This is a genomic window from Actinacidiphila epipremni (assembly GCF_012034175.1).
GTDB classification, from domain to species: Bacteria; Actinomycetota; Actinomycetes; order Streptomycetales; family Streptomycetaceae; genus Actinacidiphila; species Actinacidiphila epipremni.
This window is the reverse complement of the sequence record NZ_JAATEJ010000005.1, coordinates 116324-142735: the sequence shown is the minus strand read 5'-3', so window position 1 is coordinate 142735 and position 26412 is coordinate 116324. Positions and strand designations below refer to the sequence as shown.

General features: G+C 76.8%; 16 protein-coding genes and 2 pseudogenes. 9 read left to right on the top strand and 9 right to left on the bottom strand.

Features of this window, described 5'->3' with window-relative positions; genetic code table 11:
* Positions 1-14 precede the first annotated feature (14 nt).
* Genes HCN08_RS09170 through HCN08_RS09155 form a run of 4 tightly spaced genes read right to left on the bottom strand, consistent with a single transcriptional unit; the run spans position 15 to position 8172 of the window.
* Positions 15-3434 carry a non-ribosomal peptide synthetase gene (locus tag HCN08_RS09170; RefSeq protein WP_167982434.1) on the bottom strand — a complete coding sequence of 1140 codons (3420 nt, stop codon included), beginning with the start codon at positions 3432-3434 and terminating at the stop codon, positions 15-17.
* Positions 3435-3437: 3 nt separating this feature from the next.
* A complete protein-coding gene (locus HCN08_RS09165) occupies positions 3438-6218 on the bottom strand; it encodes an amino acid adenylation domain-containing protein (protein WP_167982433.1) in 2781 nt (926 codons plus the stop codon).
* Positions 6215-7018, bottom strand: coding sequence for a thioesterase II family protein (locus tag HCN08_RS09160; protein ID WP_167982432.1), 804 nt, complete (start codon positions 7016-7018; stop codon positions 6215-6217). Before HCN08_RS09160 ends, HCN08_RS09165 begins: the two co-directional genes overlap by 4 nt.
* Positions 7015-8172, bottom strand: a complete 1158-nt coding sequence (locus tag HCN08_RS09155) for a phosphopantetheine-binding protein (RefSeq protein WP_167982431.1) — start codon at positions 8170-8172, stop codon at positions 7015-7017. Before HCN08_RS09155 ends, HCN08_RS09160 begins: the two co-directional genes overlap by 4 nt.
* A 307-nt stretch (positions 8173-8479) precedes the next feature.
* Between HCN08_RS09155 and HCN08_RS09150 the strand changes: the two genes are divergently transcribed.
* The 3 genes from HCN08_RS09150 (at position 8480) to HCN08_RS09140 (ending at position 12693) form a co-directional block, all read left to right on the top strand.
* Positions 8480-9472 carry a TauD/TfdA family dioxygenase gene (locus tag HCN08_RS09150; RefSeq protein WP_322974335.1) on the top strand — a complete coding sequence of 331 codons (993 nt, stop codon included), beginning with the start codon at positions 8480-8482 and terminating at the stop codon, positions 9470-9472.
* Between the two features lie 64 nt (positions 9473-9536).
* A complete protein-coding gene (locus tag HCN08_RS09145; protein ID WP_167982430.1) occupies positions 9537-11108 on the top strand; it encodes a condensation domain-containing protein in 1572 nt (523 codons plus the stop codon).
* Positions 11109-11214: 106 nt separating this feature from the next.
* Complete coding sequence (locus tag HCN08_RS09140) at positions 11215-12693, top strand: ATP-binding SpoIIE family protein phosphatase (protein ID WP_206318562.1); 1479 nt, start codon at positions 11215-11217, stop codon at positions 12691-12693.
* Between the two features lie 31 nt (positions 12694-12724).
* On the opposite strand, the gene HCN08_RS09135 is transcribed toward HCN08_RS09140, so the two are convergent.
* The gene (locus tag HCN08_RS09135) at positions 12725-13399 is read right to left on the bottom strand and encodes a TetR/AcrR family transcriptional regulator (RefSeq protein ID WP_167982429.1); all 675 of its coding nucleotides are present in this window, start codon (positions 13397-13399) and stop codon (positions 12725-12727) included.
* A 136-nt stretch (positions 13400-13535) separates the two neighbouring features.
* Here HCN08_RS09135 and HCN08_RS09130 point away from each other — a divergent pair, with 136 nt between their 5' ends.
* The gene (locus tag HCN08_RS09130; protein ID WP_167982428.1) at positions 13536-15053 is read left to right on the top strand and encodes an MFS transporter; all 1518 of its coding nucleotides are present in this window, start codon (positions 13536-13538) and stop codon (positions 15051-15053) included.
* 17 nt (positions 15054-15070) lie between these two features.
* Here the strand turns inward: HCN08_RS09130 and HCN08_RS09125 are convergent, their stop codons facing one another.
* The 3 genes from HCN08_RS09125 to HCN08_RS09115 all read right to left on the bottom strand — a co-directional run bounded on the left by HCN08_RS09125 (position 15071) and on the right by HCN08_RS09115 (position 18314).
* Entirely contained in the window at positions 15071-15298 is a 228-nt protein-coding gene (locus HCN08_RS09125) for a tautomerase family protein (RefSeq protein WP_167982427.1), read from the bottom strand.
* Between the two features lie 45 nt (positions 15299-15343).
* Entirely contained in the window at positions 15344-16621 is a 1278-nt protein-coding gene (locus HCN08_RS09120) for a DegT/DnrJ/EryC1/StrS family aminotransferase (RefSeq protein ID WP_167982426.1), read from the bottom strand.
* A gap of 85 nt (positions 16622-16706) precedes the next feature.
* Entirely contained in the window at positions 16707-18314 is a 1608-nt protein-coding gene (locus HCN08_RS09115; protein ID WP_240969924.1) for a (2,3-dihydroxybenzoyl)adenylate synthase, read from the bottom strand.
* Between the two features lie 208 nt (positions 18315-18522).
* Here HCN08_RS09115 and HCN08_RS37060 point away from each other — a divergent pair.
* The 5 genes and pseudogenes from HCN08_RS37060 to HCN08_RS09100 form a co-directional block, all read left to right on the top strand.
* Positions 18523-19857: pseudogene (locus HCN08_RS37060) on the top strand (phosphopantetheine-binding protein); the annotation flags it as partial.
* A gap of 183 nt (positions 19858-20040) precedes the next feature.
* Positions 20041-21600, top strand: a pseudogene (locus HCN08_RS37055) (amino acid adenylation domain-containing protein); the annotation flags it as partial.
* Between the two features lie 15 nt (positions 21601-21615).
* Entirely contained in the window at positions 21616-23355 is a 1740-nt protein-coding gene (locus HCN08_RS37050; protein ID WP_456319006.1) for a methyltransferase, read from the top strand.
* A complete protein-coding gene (locus tag HCN08_RS09105) occupies positions 23352-24077 on the top strand; it encodes a thioesterase II family protein (protein WP_167982423.1) in 726 nt (241 codons plus the stop codon). Before HCN08_RS37050 ends, HCN08_RS09105 begins: the two co-directional genes overlap by 4 nt.
* 23 nt (positions 24078-24100) lie before the next feature.
* On the top strand, positions 24101-25186 hold the full coding sequence (locus tag HCN08_RS09100; RefSeq protein WP_167982422.1) for an LLM class flavin-dependent oxidoreductase: 1086 nt from the start codon (positions 24101-24103) through the stop codon (positions 25184-25186).
* 48 nt (positions 25187-25234) lie between these two features.
* On the opposite strand, the gene solA is transcribed toward HCN08_RS09100, so the two are convergent.
* The gene (solA, locus tag HCN08_RS09095) at positions 25235-26386 is read right to left on the bottom strand and encodes an N-methyl-L-tryptophan oxidase (RefSeq protein ID WP_167982421.1); all 1152 of its coding nucleotides are present in this window, start codon (positions 26384-26386) and stop codon (positions 25235-25237) included.
* Between the last annotated feature and the right edge of the window lie 26 nt (positions 26387-26412).

The following is a 26412-nucleotide window of genomic DNA, read 5'->3' as shown; positions in this document are numbered from 1 at the left end:
GGTGGGGGGGAGGGTCAGCCGGCGGAGGCGGCCGGGGCGTCCAGGTCGGCGCGCAGCAGCCGTTCGACCTCGCCGGCCAGCGCCGCCGCGGTGGGGCGGTCGAAGAACACCCGCATCGACACCTCGACCCCGAAGGCGTTCTGGACGTTCCACAGCAGCCGCGCCACCGCGAGGGAGTTGCCGCCGCGCCGCAGGACGTCGTCCGCAAGGCCCACGTCGTCCTGCTCCAGCACCGCGCGGACGAACCCCAGGACGGTCTCCGCCACCAGCGACCCCGCCGCCGGCCCGTCCCCCTCCTCCTGCGGGGCATCCTCCTCGCCCGCGGCCGGCGGGTGGTGCGGCTGCGCGCCGACCGCCGCCTCCGGGTCCGCGGCGAAGAGCGCCGCCAACACCGCGAAGTCCGCAGCCAGTTCCGCGGCGGCGGCGTCCGGCAGCACGCCCACCGCGTATTCCAGCGCGCCGCCGTAGCCCCCGTTGTCGCCCGGCCACAGCGTGAGCGCCACATCGGTACGGGCCACCCGCCACGCCTCGGCCAGCAGCCGCAGGTCCTCCGGGAGGACCCGCTGGCCGACGAGCCCGTCGCCGCTCAGCGTGAACAGCGTCTGGAACACCGGGGTACGGGACCGGTCGCGGACCGGCTCCACCTCCTCGGCGACCTGCTCGAACGGCACCGCGCTGTGCGCGAACGCCGCCCGGCACACCTGCCCGACCCGCTCGACGGCGGCACGGAAGGACAGCTCCGGCGCGAGACCGGCGCGCACCGCCACCACGTTGATGAACAGGCCCACCAGATCGTGCAGTTCGGGCCGGTCGCGGCCGGCGTGCGGGGTGCCGACCGCGAAGTCCCACTGCCCGGCGGCCCGGGCCAGCAGCACCGTCCACAGCGTCAGGAACACCCCGTGTGCGGGCACTCCGGCCGCCCGGCCCACCGCCAGCAGCGCCGCCGCGTCCCCGGCCGGCACCGCGACCTCCACTCCGGTGCCCTCGATCGCCCGGTGCCGGGGCCGCGCCGGCGCGCCGGGCAGCACCAGCGGCGGCACGCCCTCCAGCGCCGTGCGCCAGTAGCCGAGCTGCCGCGCGGCGACCGCGCCGGTGAGCCGGTCGCGCTGCCAGGCGACGGCGTCCCGGTGGCGCAGCGGCAGTTCGGGCAGCGCGGCCGGTCCGCCGCCGGCCTCGGCCGCGACCAGCGCCCGCAGGTCGCGTTCCAGCACCCGGGAGGACCAGCCGTCCGACGCGATGTGATGGCTCACCACCACCAGCAGCTGCTCGGGCCCGCCGTCGCGGACCAGCAGATGGCGCACCGGGGGAGCGGCGGCCAGGTCGAAGCCCCGCGCGAGGGCTTCCCGTACGTGCCCGGCCACCCGCTCCGGTGTCGTGTCCACGGCCGCGAAGTCCGGGACGAAGCCGTGCGGGCCGGGCGCGGGCAGCACGACGGCGTGCAGCCCGTCGCCGTCCATCGCGTACCGCGTCCGCAGCGGCTCGTGCCGGGCGGCGAGCCGGTCCACCGCCCGGCGGACCGCCGCCTCGGGGATGTCGGCGGGCAGCCGGCACAGCACCGGCAGCAGGTACTCGGGGCTGCCGGGGTCCTGCCGGTCCTGGAGCCAGAAGCGCTCCTGCGCCGGCGAGAGCGGGACCCGGGCCTCCTCCGGCAGCACGTCGATCGGCCGCACCCGGGCGGCCTCTACCAGCAGCCGGGCCTGCCCGCGCGGGGTCGCCGCGAAGAGCAGGTCCCGGAAGTCGACCTCCGCGCCGGCGGTCTCGGCCAGGACCGCCGCGAGGCGGGTCATGAGCAGGGAGTGCCCGCCGAGCCGGAAGAAGTCGTCGTCCAGCGCGACGCCGGTCACGCCCAGCACCTCCTCCCAGGCGGCGAGCACCAGCTCCTGCTCCTTGGTCACCGGTACGCCCGCCGTCTCGCCCTGCCCGGCGGGGCGCGTCCAGTCCGGTGCCGGCAGCCGCGAGCGGTCGGTCTTGCCGCTGCCGGTCACCGGCAGCGCCGCGACGGTCGTCACGACCGACGGCACCAGCGCGGCCGGCAGGCTGCCGCGCAGGAAGTCCAGCAGGCCGGGCGGTTCGCCGCCGTCGCGGGTGACGAGCCACACGCCGAGCCGGCGCACACCCGCCGGGTCGTCCACCGGCGCCGCCGCCGCGGCGACGACCGCGGGGTGCCGCTCCAGGGCGGCCTCGACCTCGCCGGGCTCGATCCGCACGCCGTTGATCTTCAGCTGGGCGTCCGCCCGGCCGGCGAAGGACAGCGTGCCGTCCGCGGACTGCCGCACCAGGTCGCCGGTGCGGTACATCCGGGCGCCGGGCGGGCCCGCGGGGTCGGGCAGGAAGCGCTCGGCGGTCTGCGCCGGGTCGCCGTGGTAGCCGCGGGCCACCCCGGGACCGGCCGCGTACAGCTCGAACAGTGCGTCGGGGTCGTGGTCCCGGCCGCCGGCCGGCGGTGTGCCGGGCATGGCACCCGGGGGCAGCAGCCGGACCCGCATGCCGTCGACGGGGCGGCCGATCGGCACCTGCCCGGTGCGCTGGGCGGGGTCAAAACGGGCGGCGGTGACGTCGATCGCGCACTCGGTGGGCCCGTAGGTGTTCCAGATCTCCACGTCCACGCGGGCGCGTACGGCATGGCACAGCTCGGCGGGCAGCGGCTCGCCCGCGCAGCACAGCGTGCGCAGCGCCGTGCAGTCCTCCAGGCCCGGCTCGACCGCCAGCAGCCGCAGCATGGACGGCACGACCTGGAGGACCGTCGCGCCGGTCTCCCGCAGCGAGGCGACCAGCTCGGTCGCGTCCCGCCCCGCGCCGGGCCGGCCGAAGACCACGGGCGCGCCGACGACGAGCGGCGCCAGCACCTCCCACGCCGCGGCGTCGAAGGTGAGCGGCGTCTTCTGCAGGACCCGGTCCGCCGGGGTCAGGCCCAGCGCCCGGACGCCCCACAGCACCCGGTTGGCGATGCCCGCGTGCTCGACGACGACGCCCTTGGGGGTGCCCGTGGAGCCGGACGTGAACACCATGTAGGCCGCCCGCTGGGGCGGGGTCCGCGGCGGCGGGAGAGGTGCGGAGCCCGGCGCCTTGACCCGCACCACCGGGACCGGCGCTTCGGGCAGCCCGTCCGCACGGTCGGTCAGCAGCGCCGCGGCGCCGGCCAGTCGGAGGACCCCGGCCTGCCGCTCGCGCGGCGCCAGCGGGTCGACCGGCACGTAGCAGGCGCCCGCGAGCCAGGCGCCCAGCAGCGCGGCCACCAGGTCGGGGCCGGGCGAGACCAGGACGCCGACCGCCGACTCCGGGCCGGCGCCGCGGGCCCGCAGCGCCGCCGCGACATGCCCGGCCCGGGCGCCCAGCTCGCGGTAGGTCACGACCTCGCCCGCGGCGAGGACGGCGGGGGAGCCGGGGTGGCGGCCGATCGACTCCAGGACCAGCTCGGGCAGCAGCGCGGACACCGGCTACCTCCCCGCGCGGGACGAGGGCGGCGCGGTCGTGCCGTCGCGGACGCCGAGCGGGCGCAGGTCGTGCCACACCTCGGCGATCCGGGCCAGGCACGCCTGCCGGCTGCCGGCCGGGCCCTCGCGCTCCCAGCCCGGCGGCGGCTCGCGCAGCGCCGGCCACACCGAATACCGCCCCTCGTGGTTGACCACCACGTGGTACGGCGGCTCGGCCGCCTCCCCGGGGGACTGGGCGTCCACGGTGCTCCCTTCCTCGCTGTCGTCGTCCGCCGCGCCGAACCACCGGCCGGCACCCGTACCGCCCCGGCCGGTCAGCCGGGCGGCCAGCGCCCGCCGGTCGACCTTGCCGTTCGCGGTCAGCGGGAAGCCGTCCACGACGACCAGCTCGGACGGGACCATGTACTCCGGGAGCCGCCGGGCCAGCGCGGCCCTGGTCCGCGCGGCGTCCGGTACCTGCCCCGGCGCCGGGAGCAGGAAGGCCGCCAGCCGCACCGGCTGCCCCACCGCCGCGACGACCGCGTCCGCGACCCCGGGCGTACGGCGCAGCGCCTCGCGCACCTCGCCGGCCTCGATGCGGTAGCCGCGGATCTTGACCTGGTGGTCGGTGCGGCCGAGGAACTCCAGCTCGCCCCGCTCCGTCCAGCGGGCCCGGTCGCCGGTCCGGTACAGCCGCGCGCCGGGGACGCCGTACGGGTCGGGCAGGAAGCGCCCGGCGGTGAGGGCGGGCTCGCCCAGGTAGCCGTGCGCGACGCCGGCACCGCCGACGTACACCTCCCCCGGCACCCCGACCGGGACCGGCTCCAGCGCCCCGTCCAGCACGTACATCGTGGTGCCGGGGATGGGCCGGCCCAGCGGGATCAGGCCGTGCGGGTCCGGGTCGGCCACCTGCTGGCCGGAGTTGCCCACGGTGATCTCCGTCGGGCCGTACTCGGTCGCGACCGGCGTCCCGTCCGGCCCGGCCAGCTCGATCCACCGCCGGGCCAGCGCGCCGGTGAAGGCGTCGCCCGCCGCGATGACCAGCCCGGCGAGATCGCGCGCCTGGGCCGGCGTCAGGTCCAGGCTCAGCATGTTCAGGTGCCCGGGCGTGCACTTGACGAAGCTGTACGGGCCGCCCGCCGCGAGCAGCGCCCCGAGATCCGCCGGGTCGAGCGGATCGGGCAGCAGGTGCACCGGCTGGCCGACGAGCAGCGGGGTGAACAGGTTCGGCACGCCGAGGTCGAAGCCGATGGAGCCGAAGAAGGGCGCGCCGCCGGTGCCCCGGGCGGCGTAGGCGCCGGCCGTCCAGCGCAGGTAGTTGGCGAGCCCGCCGTGGTGCACCAGCACGCCCTTGGGGCGGCCGGTGGAGCCCGAGGTGTACATCACGTACGCGGGGCTGGCCGGGCCGGGCCGCACCGCCGGGTCCGGGGCCGGCGCGTCCGGGACGGCGGCGTCCAGCACCATCGTTTCGACGCCCGGGACGCCGTCCCACAGCGGCAGGTGCTCCTTGTGCGTCACGACGAGGCGGCAGCGCGCGGCCGACGCCATGCCGTGCAGCCGGGCCGCGGGCAGGCCCACGTCCAGCGGCAGATACGCCGCCCCGGTCTTCCACACGCCCAGCAGTGCGGGCAGCAGGTCGGGCCCGGCGCGCAGCGACACGCCCACCGGCAGGCCGGGGCCCGCGCCGAGCGCCGCCAGCGCCGCCGCGACCCGCTCGGAGCGCGCGTCCAGCTCCCGGTAGCCGAGGACGGCGCCGTCGGCGCACCGCAGCGCCGGGGCGCCGGGGGTGCGCAGGGCCTGCGCCTGGAAGAGGTCCAGCACGGTGTCCGGCGACTCCTCGGCCCGGCCGCCGCGGGCCCGGCGCCCGAGCAGGTCGCGGCGCTCCTCGTCCGGGAGGCAGGCCGCCTGGACGTCACCCTCCGGGTCGGCGGCGGCCTCCAGCGCGCTGCGGTAGAGGCCCGTGAGCCGGTCGAAGCCCGGGGCGGAGAGCGCGCGCCGGTCCGCCGTCAGCCGCAGCCCGCCGGCTTCCACCGCCACGACGACCCCGTACGCCGCCCCGCCGCCCGCCCCGCCGCCGAGGTCCAGCAGCACGCCCGCCGCGCGGTCCTCCGCCCCGGGCCCGCCCGCCGCCCACCCGACCGCCCCGCTGGTGCCGCCGGTGCCGGTGCCGGCGAGCAGCCGGGCCAGCGCGGAGGTGAGCTCGCGCCAAGTGCCCAACGCGTCGAGCGCGACGGTGAGTTCACGCTCGGCGCCGCCTGCGAGGCGGACGGCGGCACGGAACCGCCGGTCCTCCGACAGCATGCCCAGGACCTTGAGGTGCGCCGCGACGACCATGGGCACGGCTGCGTCGGTGGCCAGCACGACGGTGCGGGGCGGCACGGCGTCCGGTGCGCCGCCAGCACCTGCCGGCCCCGCGGGGCTCTCGGCGTGCGCCGGGGCCTGGGCGCCGGCGGTGCCGGCCGGGTCGTGCGTGCCCGCCACGCGGGCCGGGTCCTGTGCGGCTGCCGGATGCCGGGTGTGTGCGGGGGTGCTTGCGTCAGCCGTGCCGGCCGGGCCGTGCGCGTCCGCTGCGTGTGCTGCCGGGTCCTGCTCGGCTGCCGGGTGCTCGGCGCGCGCGGGGGTGCCCACATCGGTCACGCCCGGTGAGTTCTGCGCGTCCGGCGCGTGCCCCGGGCGCTGCCCGTTCGCCGGGCGCACCGCGCCCGGCGGGCCTCCGACCGGAGTCGCGGCCGTCGACTGCACCGCGTCCCCCGCATCCGCCGGCCGCCACGCCGTCGGCAGGGTCACCGTACGCTCGCCGCTCACGCCCGCACCTCCGCGTCCGGCAGCGTCGCCAGCAGCTCCTCGACCAGGCCGGCCACGGCCGGGCCCGCGTCCGCGAGGAGGTAGTGCGGGGCGTCCAGCATGCGCAGCGCGAAAGCGGCCGTCGTCTCCGCGGCCCATGCGGCGAGGGCCGGCTCGGGGACGAAGCGGTCGCGCCGGCCGCCGATCACCGTGAGGGGGGCGGTCAGCGGCGGGCCGGGGGAGTAGTGCAGCCGCTCGACCACGCGGTAGTCGGCCCGCAGCAGCCGCTCGACCATCGCCCTCAGGTCCGGGTCGGCCAGCACCTGCGCCGGCATGCCGCCGTAGCCCACGACCCGGTCCAGCAGCTCCGCCCGGGGCAGCAGGTGCAACGGGTCCGCGATGTGCCGCACCGAAGGCCCCTCGGCCGACGACACCACCACCAGGGCCGGCGCCGGGTGCCCGCCGAGCTGCAGCCGGCGGGCGCACTCGTACGCCAGCACGCTGCCCGAGCAGTGGCCGAGCAGGACGAACGGCCGGTCCAGCAGCGGGAGCAGCGCGGCCAGCACCGCGTCCACGGCCTGCCCCGGATCGTCGAGCAGCGGCTCGTGCAGCCGGTTCTCCCGGCCGGGGAAGCGCACCGCGCACAACTCGACGCCGGGCGGCAGCAGTTCCGCCCACGCGTTGAAGGCCGCGCCGCCGGCGCCGACATGGGGGAAGCACAGCAGCCGCAGCGCCGGGTCCTGGACCTTGCGCGGCCGTGCGAACCAGCGCGACGGCGGCACCGCAAGGGCGCCCTCGCCGGGCGGCCGGGAAGCGTTCACGCCCCGCACTCCTTTCGCAGTGCCGCGGCCAGCCGCGGATCGCGCAACGCGCCGGTCGGCGAGCGCAGCCCGTGCTCCAGCCGGCACACCTCGACCGGGCCCAGGGCGGGCCGCCACACCTCCTCGGCCGCCGCGAGCCGCGTCGCGTCGGCGGCCAGCAGCGCGCGCCCCGCGAAGCCGCCGGGCCGGTGCCCGGCGACCGCCGCGGTCAGCTCCACCCAGGCCGCCTGCGCGGCGACCAGGTCCGCCGCCGACGCCACGTCCGTGAACCAGCCCGCCGCGTGGGCCCGTTCCAGCAACTCGCGCGGGCCGTCGTCGTCCCCGAGCCCGAACCTGGCGCCCAGCACCGCCACACGCTCGGCCGCGAGCGTGCTGCGCGGCGGCACCGGGGCGCCCGGCAGCGCGGGCGACACCAGGACCAGCGGCTCCACCCGCCGCCCGGCCGCCGACAGCGCGCATGCCGCCTCGTACGCGAAGACCGCCCCGAGCCCGAAACCGGCGAGCGCGACCGGCCCGCCGGGCTGCCGCGCCCGTACCGCCTCGGCCACCCGCCCTGCCGCCCGTACGACGCCCGGGCCGTCCGTGACCGTGCCGTCGAGGCCCGGCAGGCGGACGCCCTGCACGGGGCGGCCGAGCCCGAAGCGGAGCAGCGCCGCATGCTCGGCGGCGCGGTGGCTGTCGGAGTGCACGACGAACAGCGGCCTCCCGGCGCCTGCCTCCGGCGGCTCAGCACCGCCCGCGCCTTCCACCGCGCCCCCGGCCGCCGAGCCATCGCCCAGCCCGGGCCTGCCCGCCGCGGCCTCGTCCAGCGCCCCGCCCACCGCCGCCTCACCCGCCGCGGCCCCGTCCAGCGCCGCCGTCACCAGGTCGAGCAGCCGCCGCGGCGCCGGCCGGCCGGGCTCGGGCGCCGTCAGGGCCTCCGCCAGCCGCGCGGGCGTCGGGTGCCGCAGTGCCTGGGAGGCGCGCAGCTCCAGCCCGTGCTCGCGCGCGGCCGGCACGATGTCGAGTACGGCCAGGGAGTCGCCGCCCAGGTCGAAGAAGTCGTCGTCGGGCTCCACCGGGCGCCCGAAGTACCCGCTCCACAGCGAGCACATCAGGGTCTCGACGGCGTACGTGGGCAAGCCCGCCGGCAGTCCGCTCACCGCCCTGGTCACTTCGGTCACCTTCCCCTGCCGTCTCCCGCCGTGCGCCGACCGGACGGCGCCGGGGCGGGGCGGGGCCCGCACGCCGTACCGCGTGCGGCGCCGCGCCCTTCGCCGCGGAGCACCGGCTCGTGAGCTTCGCGCCCGCGTGCGTGTGCAAGCCAGGCAGCGGGGCGGCAAGTTGCCCCGGGTGATTTGCCGGTCGCCGTGCCTGGAAGCGCTGTGCGGTCGGTGACGAAGGTGTGACGCACGGAGCACGCCTGCGCCATCGCGGCGCGCACGGCCCGGGCGGCCCGGCCGACGACGAGGGGACACGGACGTGACGGCAGGACCGGCCACTGCGACGGACGCGCCGGCGCGCGGCAGCGTGCGGATCCGGCTCACGCCGGACGAGGCAGCCGGCGTCGCCGCCCTGGCCGACGGGCTCTCCCGGATCGAGCCGCGCGCCGTCGACGACCCCGGCTGGGTCGCCGCCGCGCGCGCCGCGAGCTGCGAACTGCCCCTCAGACTGCGGCAGACCGTCCGCGCGTACCGCAACGACCCCGGCGCGGACGGCCTGCTGCTCGTCGGCGGCCTGCCGATCGCCGCCGACGCGCTGCCGCCCACCCCGCACGTGCCGGAGTCCGCGGAACCCGACGCCACCCTGCCCGCGGCCGTCGCGATGCTCATCGGGCTGCAGCTCGGCGAGATCGTCGCCTACCGCGACGAGAAGCGCGGCTCGCTCGTCCAGAACGTCGTCCCCGTACGGGCGTTGGAGACCTCGCAGAGCAACGGCGGCTCGGTGTCGCTGGAGTTCCACACCGAGAACGCCTACCACCCGCACCGCCCGGACTACGTGGGCCTGCTGTGCCTGCGCCCGGCCCGCGAGGGCGTGGGCACCACGGTGGCGTCCGTGCGGCGCGCGCTGCCGCTGCTGTCCGACAAGGACGTCGCGGTGCTGCGCGAGCCGCGGTTCGAGACGGCCGCGCCGCCGTCGTTCCGCAACGCCGACCGCTCGCCGAGCCACCCGGTGCTCACCGGCCACCCCGACGACCCCGACATCCGGGTGGACTTCCACGCCACCCGCGCGCTCGACGACGAGGGCGCGACCGCCCTGCACCACCTGGGCGCCGCCCTGGAGTCGGTGCACGGCGATCCCGAACTGCGGCCGGGGGAGATGGTCTTCCTCGACAACCGGCTGGTCGTGCACGGCCGCGGCGCCTTCACCCCGCGCTACGACGGCACCGACCGCTGGCTGCACCGCGTGTTCGTCCACCTGGACAACCGCCGCAACCGGGAACGCCGCACCGGCGGCGGCGCCGTCCTGACCTGACCGGCACCCCGACTGGCGCCGACCGGCACTGGCCGGCACCACCCGCCCACGGAGGAAGCAGACGGTGACGCCGACGTACCTGACCCGCGGGCAGGAGGGGATGTGGCGGATCCACCGCGGCCTCGGCGACGCGCCCGTACCGTCCTGGATGCTGCAGCAGCTGACGGTCGACTTCGACGCGTCGCGCGCCGTCCTGCCGGCCGAGGACGCGCTGGCCGAGGTCGTACGACGGCACGAGGGCCTGCGCACCACCGTCGGCACCGACCCGGCCGGCACCCCCGTGCAGATCGTGCACGACGACGCGCATGTGCCCGTCGAGGCGGTGGACAGCGCCCCCGAGGGCTTCGGCAAGGCCAAGCGGGCGCTGCTGGACCGCCTCGCCCAGGAGCGTTTCGATCTCGCCGCGCACCCCCCGGTGCGCGCCGGCCTGGTCCGCTGCGGCGGGCGCCGGGCGCTGGTCCTGCTCTTCCACCACATCGCCACCGACCAGTGGAGCCTGCGGCTGCTCCACGACGAGCTGCTGGAAGCGCTCACCCGCGGCCGGGTGGAGCGGCCGTACCCGATGCAGCCGGGCGATGTCGCGGCGAAGGAGTCGTCCCCCGAGGGCAGGCGGCGCAACGAGCAGGCCCTGCGGTACCTCCAGCAGTGCCACGACCGGGCACCGCAGGCGCTCTTCGTCGAGGGCGGACGGGACGACGCGGCGCACTTCACCTCCACCTACCTCCACGCGCCCGCCGCCTTCGCCGCCGCCCGCGCGCTCGCCGCCCGGCACGCAGCCACCGAGCCCGCGGTGTGGCTCGCCGCCCTCTCGCTGCACCTGTCCCTCGCCACCGGGCTCGACCGCTGCCGCTTCCACATGCAGGTGTCCAACCGCACCGACCGGGCCGAGCACACCGTCGTGGGCCGGATGGCCCGCTCCGTCCCGCTCGCCGTGGACCTGTCCGGCGGCCCGGACTTCCCCGCCCTCGCCCGGCGCGCCCTGCGCGCCACGATGGGCGCGATGCGCAACGCCGGCTTCTCCAACCGGCAGTACGAGGACGTCGTCCGCGCCGCCGAGCGCCGCCGCGGCATCCGCTTCCGCGACCAGGTCTTCGTCAACTACCTGCCCGGCACCCCCGCGCCGCCCGGCGCGGGCGACGCCGGCGACCGGATCAGCGGCACCGCCTTCACCCGGCCGGCCGGCCACGGCCCGACGTGCGAGCTCAGCGTCGTGTCCGAGAAGGAGGCGCTCGTGCTGGCCGTCGACCGGCGGTACGTCGAGGACCCGGAAGCGGTCGTGCACTGGCTGGACGACACGCTCCGCCACCTCGCGGACACCGGCGGCACCTGCCTCGACGCGCTCCCCGCGCCCGCGCCGGTCCAGCCGGCGGCGGGGCTGACGCGATGCGACGGCTGCTGGATCAGCCTCCCGGAGATCGCCGCCGCGCTGGCCGACCACCCCGGCGTGCGGTCCGCCGAGGCCGCGGTCCGCGCGGAAGGCGGCCGGGAGGTCCTGGTGGCCCGGGTGCACACCGCGAGCGGCGTCTCGGCGGAGGAGCTGCGTGACCACATGGCCGAGCGCCTGCCGCGCAGGTCCACGCTGATGGTGCCGGGCGAGTTCGTCCTCCGGCCCGGATCGGCCAGCCCGGTCACGTAACCTAGACAATATGGATATATCACCCGCACGTGCCGGGCGTCCGGTACTGGCCGCACCAAGGCCGCGTACCGGTGCCATGACCTCGCGCGGGAGGCGGCGGTAACACATGCGTGCCGCCGGCACCCCCGCCCCGCGCGCAGGGTCCGACGCGCTCGTCGTCGTGGCCCGGGTACTGCCGTTCGCCGTACTGGTCCTCGCCGGCGTGCTGCTGCTGGTGACGCCGCCCGGCGACCACTACGGGCTGCTGCTGTCGGTCGTGCCGTTCCTGGCCGCCGCCGTGCACGGCGTCCAGCTGACCGCGCTGATCGGGACACTCACGGTCGCGCTGTACGCGGTCATGGGCCTGTCCCGGCACGATGACGACGACGTGGACGTGACGCTGATCAAGGTCGCCTTCCTCGCCGTGGCCTCCGCGACGGCCGTGCTGTTCAGCCAGGCCAGGGCCCGCGAGCGCAGACTCAACAAGGCGCAGGACGTCGCCCTCGGACTCCAGCAGGGGCTCATGCCCGCCTCGCTCGGCGGCAACCACGCGGTCGAGGTGTGCCACCGCTACGAGCCCACCGACAGCGAGGCCGGCGTCGGCGGCGACTGGTGCGACGTCATCCGGCTGTCCGGCGCCCGGGTCGCCCTGGTCGTGGGCGACGTCGTCGGCCACGGCGTGCACGCCGCCGCCACGATGGGCCGGCTCCGTACCGCGGTGCGCACCCTCGCCGACCTGGACCTGCCGCCCGACGAGCTGCTCTCCCGGATGGACGACCTGGCCGCGCAACTGGCCGAGGAGGACGAGACGCGCGACCTCGGCGCGACCTTCCTCTACGCCGTGTACGACCCGGTCGCCGGCACCTGCACGTTCGCCGCCGCCGGCCACCCGCCGCCCGCGGTGCTGCGGCCCGACGGCCGCGTCGACTTCCCGCAGCTGACCGAGCACCCGCCGCTCGGCATCGGCGGCACCCCCTTCGACGCCACCACGCTGGACGTCGCCGAGGGCACCGTACTGGCCCTGTTCACCGACGGGCTGCTAGACCTGCGCCACCGCGCGCCCGAGTCCGCGCTCGCCGAGGTCGCCGCGGCGCTCGCCCCGGCCGACCGGCCGCTCGCACGGATCTGCGACGACGTCTACGCCCTCGCGCCCGAGGAGAGCGACGACGACGTGACCGTCCTGCTCGCCCGCACCCACGCCGTGACCGCCGACCACGTGGCCGCGTGGGAATACCCCGCCGACGCCAGGTCGCCCGGCCGGGCGCGCGCGGCGGCGAGCCGGCAGCTGGCGGAATGGGGGCTGGACGACGAGGTGTTCGCCACCGAGCTGATCGTCACCGAACTGGTCACCAACGCCGTACGGCACGCCTCCCCGCCCGTCGTCCTGCGGCTGATCAGGACCGACGCGCTGATCTGCGAGGTCTCCGACACCAGCAGCACCGCACCGCACATGCGGCTGCCCCGCCTGCTCGACGAGGGGGGCCGCGGCCTCTACATCGTCGGCCGCCTCGCCCGCCGCTGGGGCACCCGCTACACCGACACCGGCAAGACGATCTGGGTCGAGCAGTCCCTGCCGGTGCCCCACCCGCGCCGGCCGGACGCCTGACCCGAGGGGACACCCCCCGGGGGCACCACCGCTACGGCGTGTCGCCGGCCCGGCCGCCCGCGGGCCGGCCGGCGGTGGCGGCCAGGATCCCCTGGAGCAGCCGTTCGAGCGACCACAGGAAGTCGTCCTGTGCGCCGTCCTGCCCCGGGTCCCCGCCGTCGCGGGAGTCCCCGCGGGTCCGGGCCGCGTGGTGCCCCACGGGGTGGGCGTTGAGGAGGTGGCCGAGCATCAGGTTCCAGGCCGCCCGGTACGCGCGGAACGCCTCGTGCCCCGGCAGCCCCAGCTCGGCCAGCCCTTCGAGGGCCCGGGCGGCGAAGGGCGCGGCCTCGGGGAGCACGTACTCGCCGCCGGCGATGATGCGCGGCGCCCAGGGGTGCGCGGCCAGGAAGACGTGCGCCTGCTGCCAGTAGGAGGCCATGGCCTGCGGCGACCGGCCGGGGGCCTCGCCGACCGGCAGGCTGACGGCGACGTCGTGGGCGAGCAGGCCGAGCAGTTCGCCGCGGTCGCTGATGTGCCGGTACAACGACGCCTGCCCGCCGCCGAGGACGTCCGCGACCCGCCGGACGGTGAGGCGGTCCAGTCCCTCCGCGTCGGCGACCTCCCGGGCCGCGGCCACGATCCGCTGCCGGGACAGCACCGGCGGCCTGCCCCGCCTCCTCGGGCCTGCGCTGCCGGGGTCGTCCGGGTCGTCGGTAGGAGTCGTCATCGAGCGCAGCGTAGCCGCAGCCGGCGGCGCTTGCCCGGGCAGGTACGGCTGAGCTATCGTCGAGCATATTGCGAACGCAATTCGCAAATTAGGGGCGCGGCTCTCCCCGGCCGCGCCCCCTCGGACGAAGGAGGACATGAGCCCCGTGCCTGTCGCCGACGGTTCACCCGGACGCCCCGGCGCCGGGCCCGCCTCACCGCAGGGCAGCCCCGCCCGGATCATGACCGCGCTGGTGCTCGCGGTCCTGTCGTACGCCCTGATGCAGACCATGCTCGTCCCGACCATCGGCGTGCTCCAGCGCGAGCTGCACACCACGGCCGCGGGCGCCTCGTGGGCCGTGCTCAGCAGCACCCTGCTGGCCAGCGCCGTCCTCACGCCCGTGGTGAGTCGCCTCGGCGACAGCCACGGCCGCCGCAAGGTGCTCGTGGCGGTCCTGGTGGTGTACCTCGCCGGGACGATCGGCTGCGCCGCGGCCTGGGACATCGGGGCCCTGATCGCCTTCCGGGCCGTCCAGGGCGTGTCGCTGTCGGTGCTGCCGCTGGCCTTCGGCCTGATCCGCGAGGCACTGCCCGCCGACCGGGTCGCCGCGAGCCTGGGGCTCACCTCCGGCCTGGTGGGCGGCGCGGCGGGCGTGGGGCTGGTGTGCGGCGGGCTGATCGCCGACCACGCCTCCTGGCGCTGGCTGTTCGTGGCCGGGGCCGTCCTGGTGGCCGCCGCGCTGCTGATGACCCGGGCCGTCCCCGCCGGTCCCCCCGGCCGCGCCGAGCGGCTGGACCTGCCGGGCGCCGGGCTGTTCGGCCTGTCCCTGACCGCGCTGCTGCTCGCGCTGACCGAGGGCTCGCCGTGGGGGTGGACCTCGGGCCGGGTGCTGGGGCTCTTCGGCGCGGCGGTGGCGCTGTTCGCCGCCTTCGTGGTGCGCGAGCGCATGGCCGCCGAGCCGATGATCGACGTCCGCCTGCTGACGCAGCGGCCCATCCTGGTGGCCCACCTCGGGGCGTTCATGCTGGGCGCCAACCAGTTCGTCTTCTACGTCCTGGTGCCCAAGCTCGCCGAACTGCCACGCGGGCTACCGCCGCAGGACGCCCGGCTGCTCGGCTACGGCTTCGGCATGAGCGTGACCGGCGCCGGGCTGGTGATGGTGCCCGGGACGCTGCTGGGCCTGGCGGCGTCCTCGTCGGCGGGACGGGCGGTGACCCGGCGCGGCCCGGCCGCGGTGCTCGGGCTCGGCCTCGCCCTGGCCGCGGCGGGCGGCGCGCTGCTGGCGGCGGCGCACGCCGGGGCGTGGCAGGTCACCGTCATCTACGCGCTGGTGGGTGCAGGGTCGGGCCTGGCGATGGCCGCTCTCCCGGCGCTCATCCATGCTCACACCCGCCCCGAGGAGGTCGCGACCGCCAACGGGGTGAACACCGTCGCCCGTACGGTGGGCGGCGCGGTGGGCAGCCAGCTCGGCACCGCCGTCCTGGCCTCCGCAGCCCTGCCCGGCACCGTGCTGCCGGCCGAGCACGGCTTCACGGCCGCCTTCGCCGTGGGCGCCGGCGTCGCCGCCGTCGGCGCCCTGCTGTGCCTGGCGGCACGGGTACGCGCCAGGGGCGGCCCGGTCCTGGCCGCCCCCGCTGCCGCCCCCGGCGAGGTGCCCACGGCGGAGAAGGCGTGACCGGGCCGCCCGCCGCGTCAGGCGTGCTCGGCCGGTGGCGCGCCGGGGGCGGCGGCAGGCGCGCCGCACGGACGGCCGCCGACGCCCCAGCGGTGGGCGGGCACCGGCTGCACGACGACCCAGGTGCTCTCCCTGACCTCCTCGCCCAGCACACGGGCCACGGCCCGGGTGCACTCCTCGATGAGCCTGCTCTCCACGCCGGGGGCGATCCGGCCCTCCAGCAGCTGAATCTGGACCAACGGCATGAGCTGTCCCTTTCCGGTTGTCGGTGTCCTGGCCCGCGCGCCCGGTCAGCGGGTGCGGGCGACCTGCGGTGCCCGGGCCGCCGCGGGGCGGCTGCGGTAGACCTCGGTGAGGCTGTCGGCGAACGCCTCGGTGAGCCGGTCCACCTGGGCGTCCGACAGCCCCGGGTGCGCGGGCAGGTTCAGGTGCTCCTCGAACCAGACCCGTTCGGCGACCGGGCACTCGCCGCGCCGGTGGCCGCGCGCCTGCCACTCCGGCACCAGGTGCAGCGGGAAGTAGCGCAGCTGCACCTCCACCCCGCGGCGGTCCAGCGCCTCCACCAGCTCGCGCCGCCGCTCCTGGCCGCCGGGCACGAAGCAGGTGTACAGATGCTGGGCGTGCCCCACCCCCGCCCTCGGGCGCTGGAGGCGGATCGGGACGTCGGGCAGCGCGCCGGCCACCTCGTCCAGCCGGGCGCAGATCGCCCGCCGCCGGGCGACGAAGCCGTCGAGCTTGCGCAGCTGCACCGAGCCGACCGCCGCCGCGGCGTCGGAGAGCGTGGCGTTCGTGCCGGCCCGGCGGTGCCGGTCGCACGTGCCGCGGTAGACGTACTCGGCGTACGGCATGTGCGCCAGCAGCGCGGGCTCGATGCCCGGCGGCGGGGCGACCGCGGTGAAGTCGGCGTCGACCCGGTTGTTGCGCAGCCGGTCGATGCGCTCGGCCCAGTCGTCCCGGTCGGTGGTGAGCATGCCGCCCTCGCCGAGCGTGGTGATGTTCTTCGAGGTGTGGAAGCTCCAGCAGGCGATGTCCGCGAGCCCTCCGGGGTGCCGCCCGTCCAGTTCCGCGCCCAGCGCGTGCGCGCAGTCCTCGACCACCAGGGCGCCGTGCTCGCGGGCGATCCGCAGGATGGAGGCCATCTCGGCGGGCCAGCCCCCGTAGTGGACCAGGATGACGGCACGCGTGCGGGCGGTGATCACCGAGGCGAGGCTGCCGGGGTCGACGTTGAGCGAGACGGGATCGACGTCGCAGAACCGTACGCGCACGTCACGGTCCAGCAGCGGCTGGATGGTGGCCTGGAAGGTCTGGGGCGTGACGACGACCTCGTCGCCGGGTTCCAGGTCGAGCAGGCCGAGGGCTATCTCCAGGGCCACCGTCCCGCTGGTGACCGACAGGGCGTGCCGGGTGCCGGTGTAGGCGCGGAACTCCGCCTCGAAGCGGGTGCGCCAGGGGCCGGCGGACAGGGGGTGGTCCGAGCGCAGCACCTCGGTGACCGCGGCCAGTTCCTGGTCGTCGAGTGTGCTCCCGCGGCGGGCGAACGGGACGTCGTACGGGCGAGCAGAGGGCATGGTGCAGCAACTCCCCGGGGATGGGGGCGCCTTCGGGCCTTGTCGAAGGCGCCGGTCCTGATGGGCAAGGGCCTGGGCCGGGCGGTCAGCCGGGGACGCGGGCGGCGTCGCGCGCCTGCACGTCGGCGACGAGCAGTTTCTTGTCGACCTTGCCGAGCCCGGTGAGCGGGAAAGTGTCGTAGACCTCCAGCCGGTCGGGCAGCTTGTACTCGGCGAGCCCGCGCTCCAGCAGCATCCGCTTGAGCTCGACCAGCCGCGGCGGCCGGCCGCCCGGCACGACGCACGCGCAGGTGCACTCCCCGAGCAGCGGGTCGGGGACCGCCACGACGGCGACCTGCCGTACGGCGGGGTGCTGGACGAGCTCGCCCTCGATCTCGGCGGCGGAGATCTTGTCGCCGCCCCGCACCACGACGTCCTTGACCCGCCCCTCGTGGACGAGTTCGCCGCGGCCGGTCAGCCGCACCAGGTCGCCGGTGCGGAACCAGCCGTCGGCCGTGAACGCCCGGGCGTTGTGCTCGGGCGCCTTGTAGTAGCCGAGCAGGGTGTACGGCCCCCGGGTGAGCAGCTCGCCGACCGCGCCGTCGGGCACGGGCCGGCCGGTCACCGGGTCCGCGACGGTGAGGCGGTCGGCGGGGGAGAGGGGACGGCCCTGCGTGGTCAGGACGCTCTCCTCCGGGTCGTCGTGACGGGTCATGGTGAGCAGGCCCTCGGCCATGCCGAAGACCTGCTGGAGGCGGCAGCCGAAGGCCGGCCCGATGCGCTCGGCGACCTCGCGGTGCAGCTTGGCGCTGCCGATCTGGAGCACCCGCAGGCTGCTCAGGTCCGGCGGCGGCTCCAGGTCCCGCAGGGCCTCCAGCCAGACATGCGCGACGGTCGGCACCACGGAGGACAGGGTCACCCGCTCCTGCGCGATCAGCGCGAAGCACGTCTCGGGGCTGGGGTCGCCGGCGAGGACGGCGGTGCCGCCGGCCTCCATCGTGCCGAGCACCCCGGGGCAGCCCCAGGTGAAGTTGAAGGCGACCGGGAGGACCGCGAGGTAGACCGCGTCCGGGCCGAGCCGGCACAGCTCGGCCGCGGCGCGCAGCTGGTAGCCGTAGTCCTCGTGGGTGCGCGGGATCAGCTTGGGCAGCGCGGTCGTGCCGCCGGACAGCAGGAAGAACGCGACGTCGGCCGGGTCGCCCGGGGGATCGGGGGCGCCGGCCTCGGAGCCCGGCAGGTCCATCTCGGCCAGCGCGCGCTGTCCCGGGCCCGGTTCCCCCACCACCACGACCTGCCGCACGCTCGGCACCGCGTCGCACACCTCGGCGGCCATGGCGCGGTGGTCAAAACCGCGCAGCACGGCGGGCACGATGATTGCCGACGCCTCCGCTATTTCGGCCAGGTGGCGGATTTCTCTATTCCGGTGGGCGGGCAGTGAGAAAACCGGGATCGCACCGCACCGGAATAGGCCGAAACAGATGGCGACGAATTCCGGAATGTTGGGGAGTTGTACGACCACTCGCTCACGTGGCCTGATTCCGGCGGCCTGGAATCCCGCGGCCAGCCGGTCCGCCCAGGCGTCGAGTGCCGCGTAGCTGAGCCGCGTCCGCGAACCGACGAGTGCGGTGCGTTTGCCCTGTTCACGGGCCCATCGACGCAGGGAAGAGCCGAGCAGCTCCCCCTTCCAGTAGCCGGATTGGCGGTACTCGGTCATCTCAGACTGGCATCTTGCGGTGCAGCCGTCAAGCATCGATCCCCTCCAGGATCCTCACCCGCGGGAACTTTGCGAACGATATTCGCACGTCACGGGTACTGTCCACCAGATTATTGCGGAAGTATTTCGGCAGGTGTCGCGCGGGGTGCTGAATTAGGCTAGCCTAACTCGCGCTGAAGTTCCGCTGCGAAGACAAATCCGCGGCTGCGTGCGCCCCCCCGGGCGGACCACGCAGCCGGGCCGTCCCGATTCCAGGAGGAACCGCGTGTCCGACGCGCACGGACGCCCCGCCGAGGCCGCCAGCGCCGCTGCCCCCGGCGACCGCGAGGAACTGCGGGCCCAGCTTGCGGCGCTGCTGGACCTGGAGCCCTCGGAAGTCGCCGACACGGACAACCTGATCGCGCTCGGGCTGACCTCCGTCACCGCCATGCGCCTGGTCACCGGCTGGCGCCGGGCGGGCCTGCCGGTGACGTTCGCCGAGCTGACCGAGCAGCCCACCCTCGGCGCGTGGTGGCAGGCGCTGCGACCGGCGGCCACGCCCGCGGCCGGAGCCCCCGCGCCGGCCGCGCCCGTACCGGCCGTGCCCGCGCCGTCGCCGGAGGGCGGCGAGACGGGCGAGCCGTTCCCGCTCACCGCCGTCCAGCGGGCGTACTGGCTCGGCCGCAAGGACGGCATGCCGCTCGGCGGGGTGGGCTGCCACGCCTACTGCGAGTTCGACGGCGCCGGCGTGGACCCCGCGCGGCTGGCCGCCGCCGCGCGGCAACTGGTCGCCCGGCACGCGATGCTGCGCGGGCAGGTGCTGCACGACGGCCGGCAGCGGATACGCCCGCAGCCGGACTGGCCCGGGCCCACCGTCCACGACCTGCGGGACGAGACCACCGCGGGCGGCGCGGCGAAGGCCGCGGAAGCGATCCGCGAGCAGCTGTCCCACCGGCGGCTGGACGTCGAGGCCGGCGAGATGTTCGACCTGCGCCTGACGCTGCTGCCCGGCGGGGCCACCCGGCTGCACCTGAACCTGGACCTGATCGCCGCCGACGTGCTCAGCCTGCAGATCCTGCTGGCCGACCTCGCCGCGCTGTACGACGGACGCGCCCTCCCGCCGATCACCACGGCCATCGCACCGCACCTGGCCGGCCCGGACGCGGCGGAGGCCGCGCGCGCCCGCGCCCACTGGGCCGCCCGGCTGGCCGACCTGCCCGCCGGCGGGCCGCGGCTGCCGCTGGCCGTGGACCCCGCCGCCCTCGGCCGCGCCCCCCGGTTCACCCGGCGCCTGCACCGGCTGCCCGCGGCGGCCTGGCAGCGGCTCGCCGAGCGCGGTCGGCGGCGGGGCCTGACACCCTCCATGACGCTGGCCACCGCCTTCGCCGAGACACTGGGCCGGTGGAGCGACCGGTCGCGCTTCCTGCTCAACGTCCCGCTGTTCGACCGCCACGGCGACCACCCCGAACTGGCGCGGCTCGTCGCGGACTTCACCGGCCTGATGCTCCTTGAGGCGGACACCGGCCCGATGGAGGGCGAGGACACCTTCACCGCGCGCGCCGCCCGCCTCCAGCGCCGGTTCCAGCTCGACGCCGGCCACAGCGCCCACAGCGCCGTGGAGGTCCTGCGCGACCTCGGCCGGCTGCGCGGTGAGCCGCCCGCCGCCGCGCCCGTGGTGTTCGCCAGCAGCCTCGGCGGCGAGTTCCTGGACCCGGCCTTCCGGGAGCGCTTCGGCCCGCTGGGCTGGATGGTCACCCAGACCCCGCAGGTCTGGCTGGACCACCAGCTCTACGAGATGGCCGGCGAACTGCTGCTGACCTGGGACAGCGTGGACGCGCTCTTCCCCGCCGGCCTGGTCGACGACATGTTCGCCGCCTACACCGGCGCGGTGGACGCGCTGGCCCGCGCCGGGGACGCCGCCGCGTGGGACCGCCCCCTGCCGGCGGACCTGCCGCCGCGGCAGGCGCGGGTGCGCGACCGCGCCAACGACACGGCCGCCCCCGTGCCCGGCGGGCTGCTGCACGACGCCGTGATCCGGCAGTGCCGGGACACACCGGACAGGACCGCGGTCGTCGACGGCGAGGGCCCGGTGACGTACGGGGAACTGCTGCGGCACGCGCAGGCGGTGCGCGACCTGCTGCACGGCCACGGGTGCCGGCCCGGTGTCCCGGTGGCCGTCGCCCTGCCGAAGGGGCGGCACCAGGTGGCGGCCGTGCTGGGCACACTGCTCGCGGGATGCCCCTACCTGCCGCTGGACACCGCCCAGCCCCGCGCCCGCCGCGACCGTATCCTCGCCGACGCCGGGGTGCGCCACGTCCTCGCGCCCGCCGCCGAGGCGGCCCGGTCCCGCCCGGCGGACCCCGGCCGGCCCTGGCCCGCGGCCGTGCAGGTCCTGGGGTGCGACCCGGCCGCACCGCACGCGGCGCCGGCACCGCCGCCGGCAGGCCCCGCGGCACCGGGCGACCTGGCCTACATCATCTACACCTCCGGCTCGACCGGCACGCCCAAGGGCGTGATGATCAGCCACCGGGCGGCCCTGAACACCGTCGCCGACGTCACCGGCCGCTACCAGGTCGGGCCGGACGACCGGGTCCTGGGACTCGCGGGCCTCGGCTTTGACCTGTCCGTCTACGACATCTTCGGGCCGCTGTCCGTCGGCGCCGCCCTGGTGCTGCCCGACCCCGAGCGGCGCGGCGACCCCTCGCACTGGGCGCGGACCGCGGCCGTGCACCGGGTCACCGTGTGGAATTCGGTGCCCGCCCAGCTCCAGGCCCTGGAGCGGTATCTGGGCCACGACCCGGACCACGACCTGTCCGCGCTGCGGCTGGCCCTGCTCAGCGGCGACTGGCTGCCGGTCGGCCTGCCGGACGCGATCCGCGGCAGGATCCCCGGCCTGCGGGTGGTCAGCCTGGGCGGCGCCACCGAGGCCGCGATCTGGTCCATCGCCCACCCGGTCGGCGAGGTGGACACCCGCCGGCCGAGCATCCCCTACGGCCGTCCGCTGGCCAACCAGACCTTCCACGTGCTCGACGCGCAGATGCGCGACCGCCCCGACTGGGTGCCCGGCGAGCTGTACATCGGCGGCGAGGGGCTGGCCGTGGGCTACCTTGGCGACGCGGCCCGCACCGCCGAGCGCTTCCCCACCCATCCGGTCACCGGCCGCCGGCTCTACCGCACCGGCGACCTCGGCCGCTACCGGCCGGACGGGGTCATCGAGTTCCTGGGCCGCGCCGACGCCCAGCTGAAGATCCGCGGCCACCGGGTGGAGCCCGGCGAGGTGGAGGCCGCCCTCGCCGCCCATCCGCAGGTCGGCGCCTGCCGGGTGATCGCCGACACCACCGGCGGCGACCGGCGCCTGGCCGCCTTCGCCACCCCCGCGCCGCTCCCGGCGGGCGCCGCGCCGGCCGGGGAGGACGCCGGCTGGGCCGCCGCCCGCGGCGCGTACCGGCGCCTCGCCCGCGCGGCCGACCCGGCGGCGCTGCGGCGCTCCTCGGACCTGCTGCGCGCGGCGGTGCACGCCTCCCTCGCCCATCTGCTCACCGAATGCGGCGTGTTCGCCGCCGGGGACGTGCGCGAGGAGGACGAGGTGCTGGCCGCGCTCGGCGCCGCGCCCGAGCACCGGCCGCTCGCCCGGCGCTGGCTCGCCGCCCTGGCGGACGCCGGCCGGCTGCGCCGGCTGCCCGGGGCGCGCTGGGAGGGCCTGCGGACCGCGGACGCCGCGGACGCCGAACGGGCCTGGGACGCCGCTGTCGAGGGCACGGTCGCCGACCTGTGGCCGCGCGAGGTGGTGGAGCTGTTCCGTTCCGCCGCCGGGCAGCTGCCCGCCCTGGTCCGCGGCGAACAGCAGGCGGCGCAACTGCTGTTCCCGCAAGGGGACTCGCGCACCGCCCGCGCCGCGTTCGGCGGCAGCCTCGCCGTACGCGCCCTCAACGGGGCGGTGGGAGCTTTCGTACGGGCCGAGGCCCGCTCACGCGCCGGGACGGGGCGGCCGTTGCGGGTCCTGGAGGTGGGCGCGGGCGTCGGCGCCACCACCGACGAGGTGATCGCCGCGCTGGACGGCACCGGGACCGGGCCCGCGGCGGACGCCGGGACCGCGCCGTACGTGGAGTACGTCTACACCGACGTGTCGCTGTTCTTCCTGAACGCCGCGCAGGAGCGCCACGCGCACCTGCCGTGGATCACCCACACGGTGTTCGACATCGACGCCGACTACCGCGCGCAGGGCTTCGAGCCCAACACCTTCGACGTGATCCTGGGCGCCAACGTGCTGCACAACGCGCGGGACCTCGGCCGGTGCCTGGCCCGGATGCGGGGACTGCTCGCCCCCGGCGGCGCGCTGGTGCTCACCGAGGCGACGCGGGAGCGTCCCGAGCTCATGGTCTCCATGGACTTCCTCATCGGCGCCCAGCTGGGCGGGGAGGGCTTCGCGGACGACCGCGCCGGCAGCGGCGGGGCGCTGCTGGACGCGGGGCAGTGGCGCGAACGGCTGGCCGCCGCGGGCGGGGTGGCGCCGCCGGCCCTGCCGGAGTCCGCGGCCGACCCGCTCGCCGGGTCGGGCATGGCCCTGGTCGCCGCCCGCTTCAAGCCGCGGCTGGCCGCACCGGACCCGGGCGAGCTGCTGGACCACCTCGCCGAGCAGGTCCCCGCGTACATGGTGCCCGCGCACCTCCAGGTCGTCGACGAGCTCCCGCTGACCGCCAACGGCAAGGTGGACACCGCGATGCTGCGGTCCTGGCTCCCGCGCAGCGCGCCCGCGCGGAGCAGCGGGTGGGTGCCGCCGCGGGGCCCGCTGGAGGAGCGGATCGCCGAGGTGTGGGCCGCGCTGCTCGGCAGCGAACGCGTGGGCCGGGACGACGACTTCTTCCACAGCGGCGGCGACTCGCTGCTCGCCGCCCGGTTCGCCGCCCGGCTGCGCGAGACGCTGCCGGCAGCCGCGGCGCGGCCCTTCGACGCCGTGCTGCGGCAGCTGACGGCCGGCCCGACGGTGGCCGCGCTCGCCGCCTGGCTCGCCCTCGGGGCCGAGGACGCGCAGGAAGCGCAGGACGGGCAGGGCGCGCGGTGAGCGTCCTGGTGCGGCACCGCGGCCCGGCCCGGCCGCGTACCCGGCTGGTGTGCTTCCCGCACGCCGGCGCCCCGCCGGGCTTCTTCACCGCGTGGGGCGCCGGCCTGCCCGCCCACACGGAGGTCCTCACCGCCCGCTACCCCGGCTCGCCCGCCGAGGGGGCCGCGCTCGGCGACGTCGCCGCCCTGGCCGCCGCCGCCCTGGACGCGCTGGCGCCGCGCCCCACCCACCTGTTCGGCCACAGCATGGGCGCCCTGGTGGCGTACGAGACCGCGCGCCGGCTGCGGCGGCCACCGGCCCGGCTGTACGTCTCGGCGTGCGACGCCCCGCCGGTGGGCCGGGCACCCGTCGACGTCAGCGGCGACGACGCGCTCCTCGGCGAGCTGCGCAGGATCGGCGGCACCGACCCGGGCCTGCTCGGCGACGAGGCGGCGCTCGCGGCCCTGCTGCCCCGCATCCGCCACCACTTCGACCTGCTCAACGGCTACGCGTTCAGCTCGGGCCCGCCGCTGACGTGCCCGGTGACGGCCTTCCACGCCCACCAGGACACCGAGGCCACCGCGGACGCCGTCGGGCGCTGGCGCGAGGTCACCGCGGCGGGCTTCGACCTGCGCGGCTTCCCCGGCGACCACTTCTACCTCGTCGCGCAGCGCGACCAGTTGCTGGCCGAGATCGGCACCCGCCTCGACGCCCCGGCCGCCGACTGGCAGCTGGCCCCCTGACCGTCAGGACACCTGGAGAACCCATGGACTTCGGCATCAACTTCTTCCCCGTGCTGCCGCCGGAACGCAAGAGCGCGCAGGACTACTACCGCGAGGTGATCTCGCTGTCCCGGCACGCGGAGCGACTCGGTTTCGAGCATGTGCAGACCGTGGAGCACCACGGAACCCCGTACGGCGGCTACTGCCCGGACCCGGTGACCCTCCTGGCGGCCGTCGCGGCCCGCACCGACCGGATCCGTATCACCACCGGCGCGGTCATCCTGGCCTTCGACCACCCGCTGAAGGCCGCCGGGCGGCTGGCCATGCTGGACAACCTGTCCGGCGGGCGGCTGGACGTCGGGTTCGGCCGGGCCTTCCTCCCCGACGAGTTCGACCTGTTCGACGTGCCCATCGAGCAGAGCCGGGCGCGTTTCGCCGAGGGCGTGGAAGCCTGCCGGCGGCTGTGGACCGAGCAGGACGTCGAATGGAAGGGCACCTTCCACCGGTTCGGCCCGGTCACGGTGCTGCCGCGGCCGGTGCAGCAGCCGTGCCCGCCGATCTTCGTCGCCTCCGCCAGCAGCGCCGAGTCCTGCGCCGCCGCCGGACGCTCCGGCCACCACCTCCAGGTCGTGCCCTCCCTCACCACCCGGCAGCAGCTGCGGGAGATGCTGGACGCCTACCGCGACGCGCGGGCGCGGGCCGGGCACCGGGGCGCCGGCCGCATCCAGCTGAAGTACACCTGCTACCTCGCCGAGGACCGCGACGACGCCCTGGCCGCCGCCCGGGTGTTCGAGCAGAACTACACCGCCTTGATGGCCGACGCCATCGCGTCGTGGAAGTCCGCGCGCAGCGACCAGTACCCGGGCTACGAGGCGATGATCGACAAGGTGCGCCGCTACGACTTCGACGCCTCCCTGGCCGCCGGGAAGTTCCTGGCCGGCACCCCGGACGACGTCGCGGGCCGGCTGGCCGCGGACCGGCAGGAGCTGGGCGCCGACCTGACGGTCAGCCTCCAGTTCAACCCGGGCTGGACCGACGCCGGCCGGGCCGCGCACGGCATGGACCTGTTCGCCGGCCATGTCGTGCCGGCGCTGGGCGGCGGGGTGCGGGACGGGCTGCTGTACGCGTGAGTGCCCGGCCGGGGCGGCGGGGGAGCGACCCCGCCGCCCCGGCCGGTGTCACCGGCCGGTGAAGCGCGCCGGCGCGGTGAACTCCAGCGGCACGGTCGTACGGCCGGTCGTGGCGAGCTCGGCAAGCGCCTCGCCGACGCCCAGCGCGTGCTTGCCGCCGTGGGCGTTGCACCCGCCCGCGACGATGATCCGCGGCTCGGCCGGCAGCGGCCCCAGCACGAACTGGCCATCGGGCGTACGGCCGAACCGCCCGACCGCCGCCCGCTCCGGCACCGGCGGCAGGCCGGGCGCGTACCGTGCCAGCAGCCGGGACAGGCTCTCCCAGTCGGTACGGGCCACCGAGCGGTCGGTGTCCTCCGGCTCCACCGTCCTGAAGCCCTCCCCGGCGTACTCCAGCCCCAGCTTGACCGGGTGCCCGCCCTCGCTCCCGCAGCCCCACAGCACGGCGCCCGACGGCAGTTCGCGCATGAACACCGGGAAGCGCTCCAGGGTGAAGCGCCGCCGCGCCCGGGCGTCCGGCGCGTACCAGGTCAGCGGCATGCGGACGGTTTCCAGGGGGAGGCCGGGGACCAGCGTCTGGAGCCACGGCCCGGCGCTGACCACGACCCGCCGCACGTACAGCGAGCCCGTGGCGGTCGCCACGCGCACCCCGCCGGGTTCGGGGACCAGCCCGGTGACCGTGCTGCCGGTCAGCACCCGCGCCCCGGCCCGGACCGCGCAGTCGGCCGCGGCCCGCGCCGTCGCCTCGGGCCGCACCAGGCCGGCCTGCGGTTCCCATACGGCGATGTCGTGCGGGTCGAGCCCGGTGTGCGCCGGGAAGCGGTCGGCCAGTTCGCCGGGGGTCAGCCGTTGCACGGCGATGCCGTGCCGCTCGGCGGCGCGCAGTGTCCCGCCGGCCACCGGACCACTGGGCGGGCCGATGAGCAGGCCGCCGCCGGGCACGAACAGCCGGGTGCCCGCGGCCTCCTGGAGGACCTGCCACAGCTCCAGCGAGCGCCGCGCCAGGGGCACGAGACCGGGGTGCTCCAGGCACGTGGTCCGGAACATCCGGGAACCGCCGTGCGAGGCGCCGAGGGCGTGGGCGATGCCGTAGCGCTCCAGCCCCACGCAGTCCACGCCCCGTTCGGCGAGCTGCCACAGTGCGGCCGTACCCCAGGCGCCCAGGCCGACGACCGCCACCTCCGCGTCGTACGCGTGCATGATGCCCTTCCTCCGGTCGGGGGACG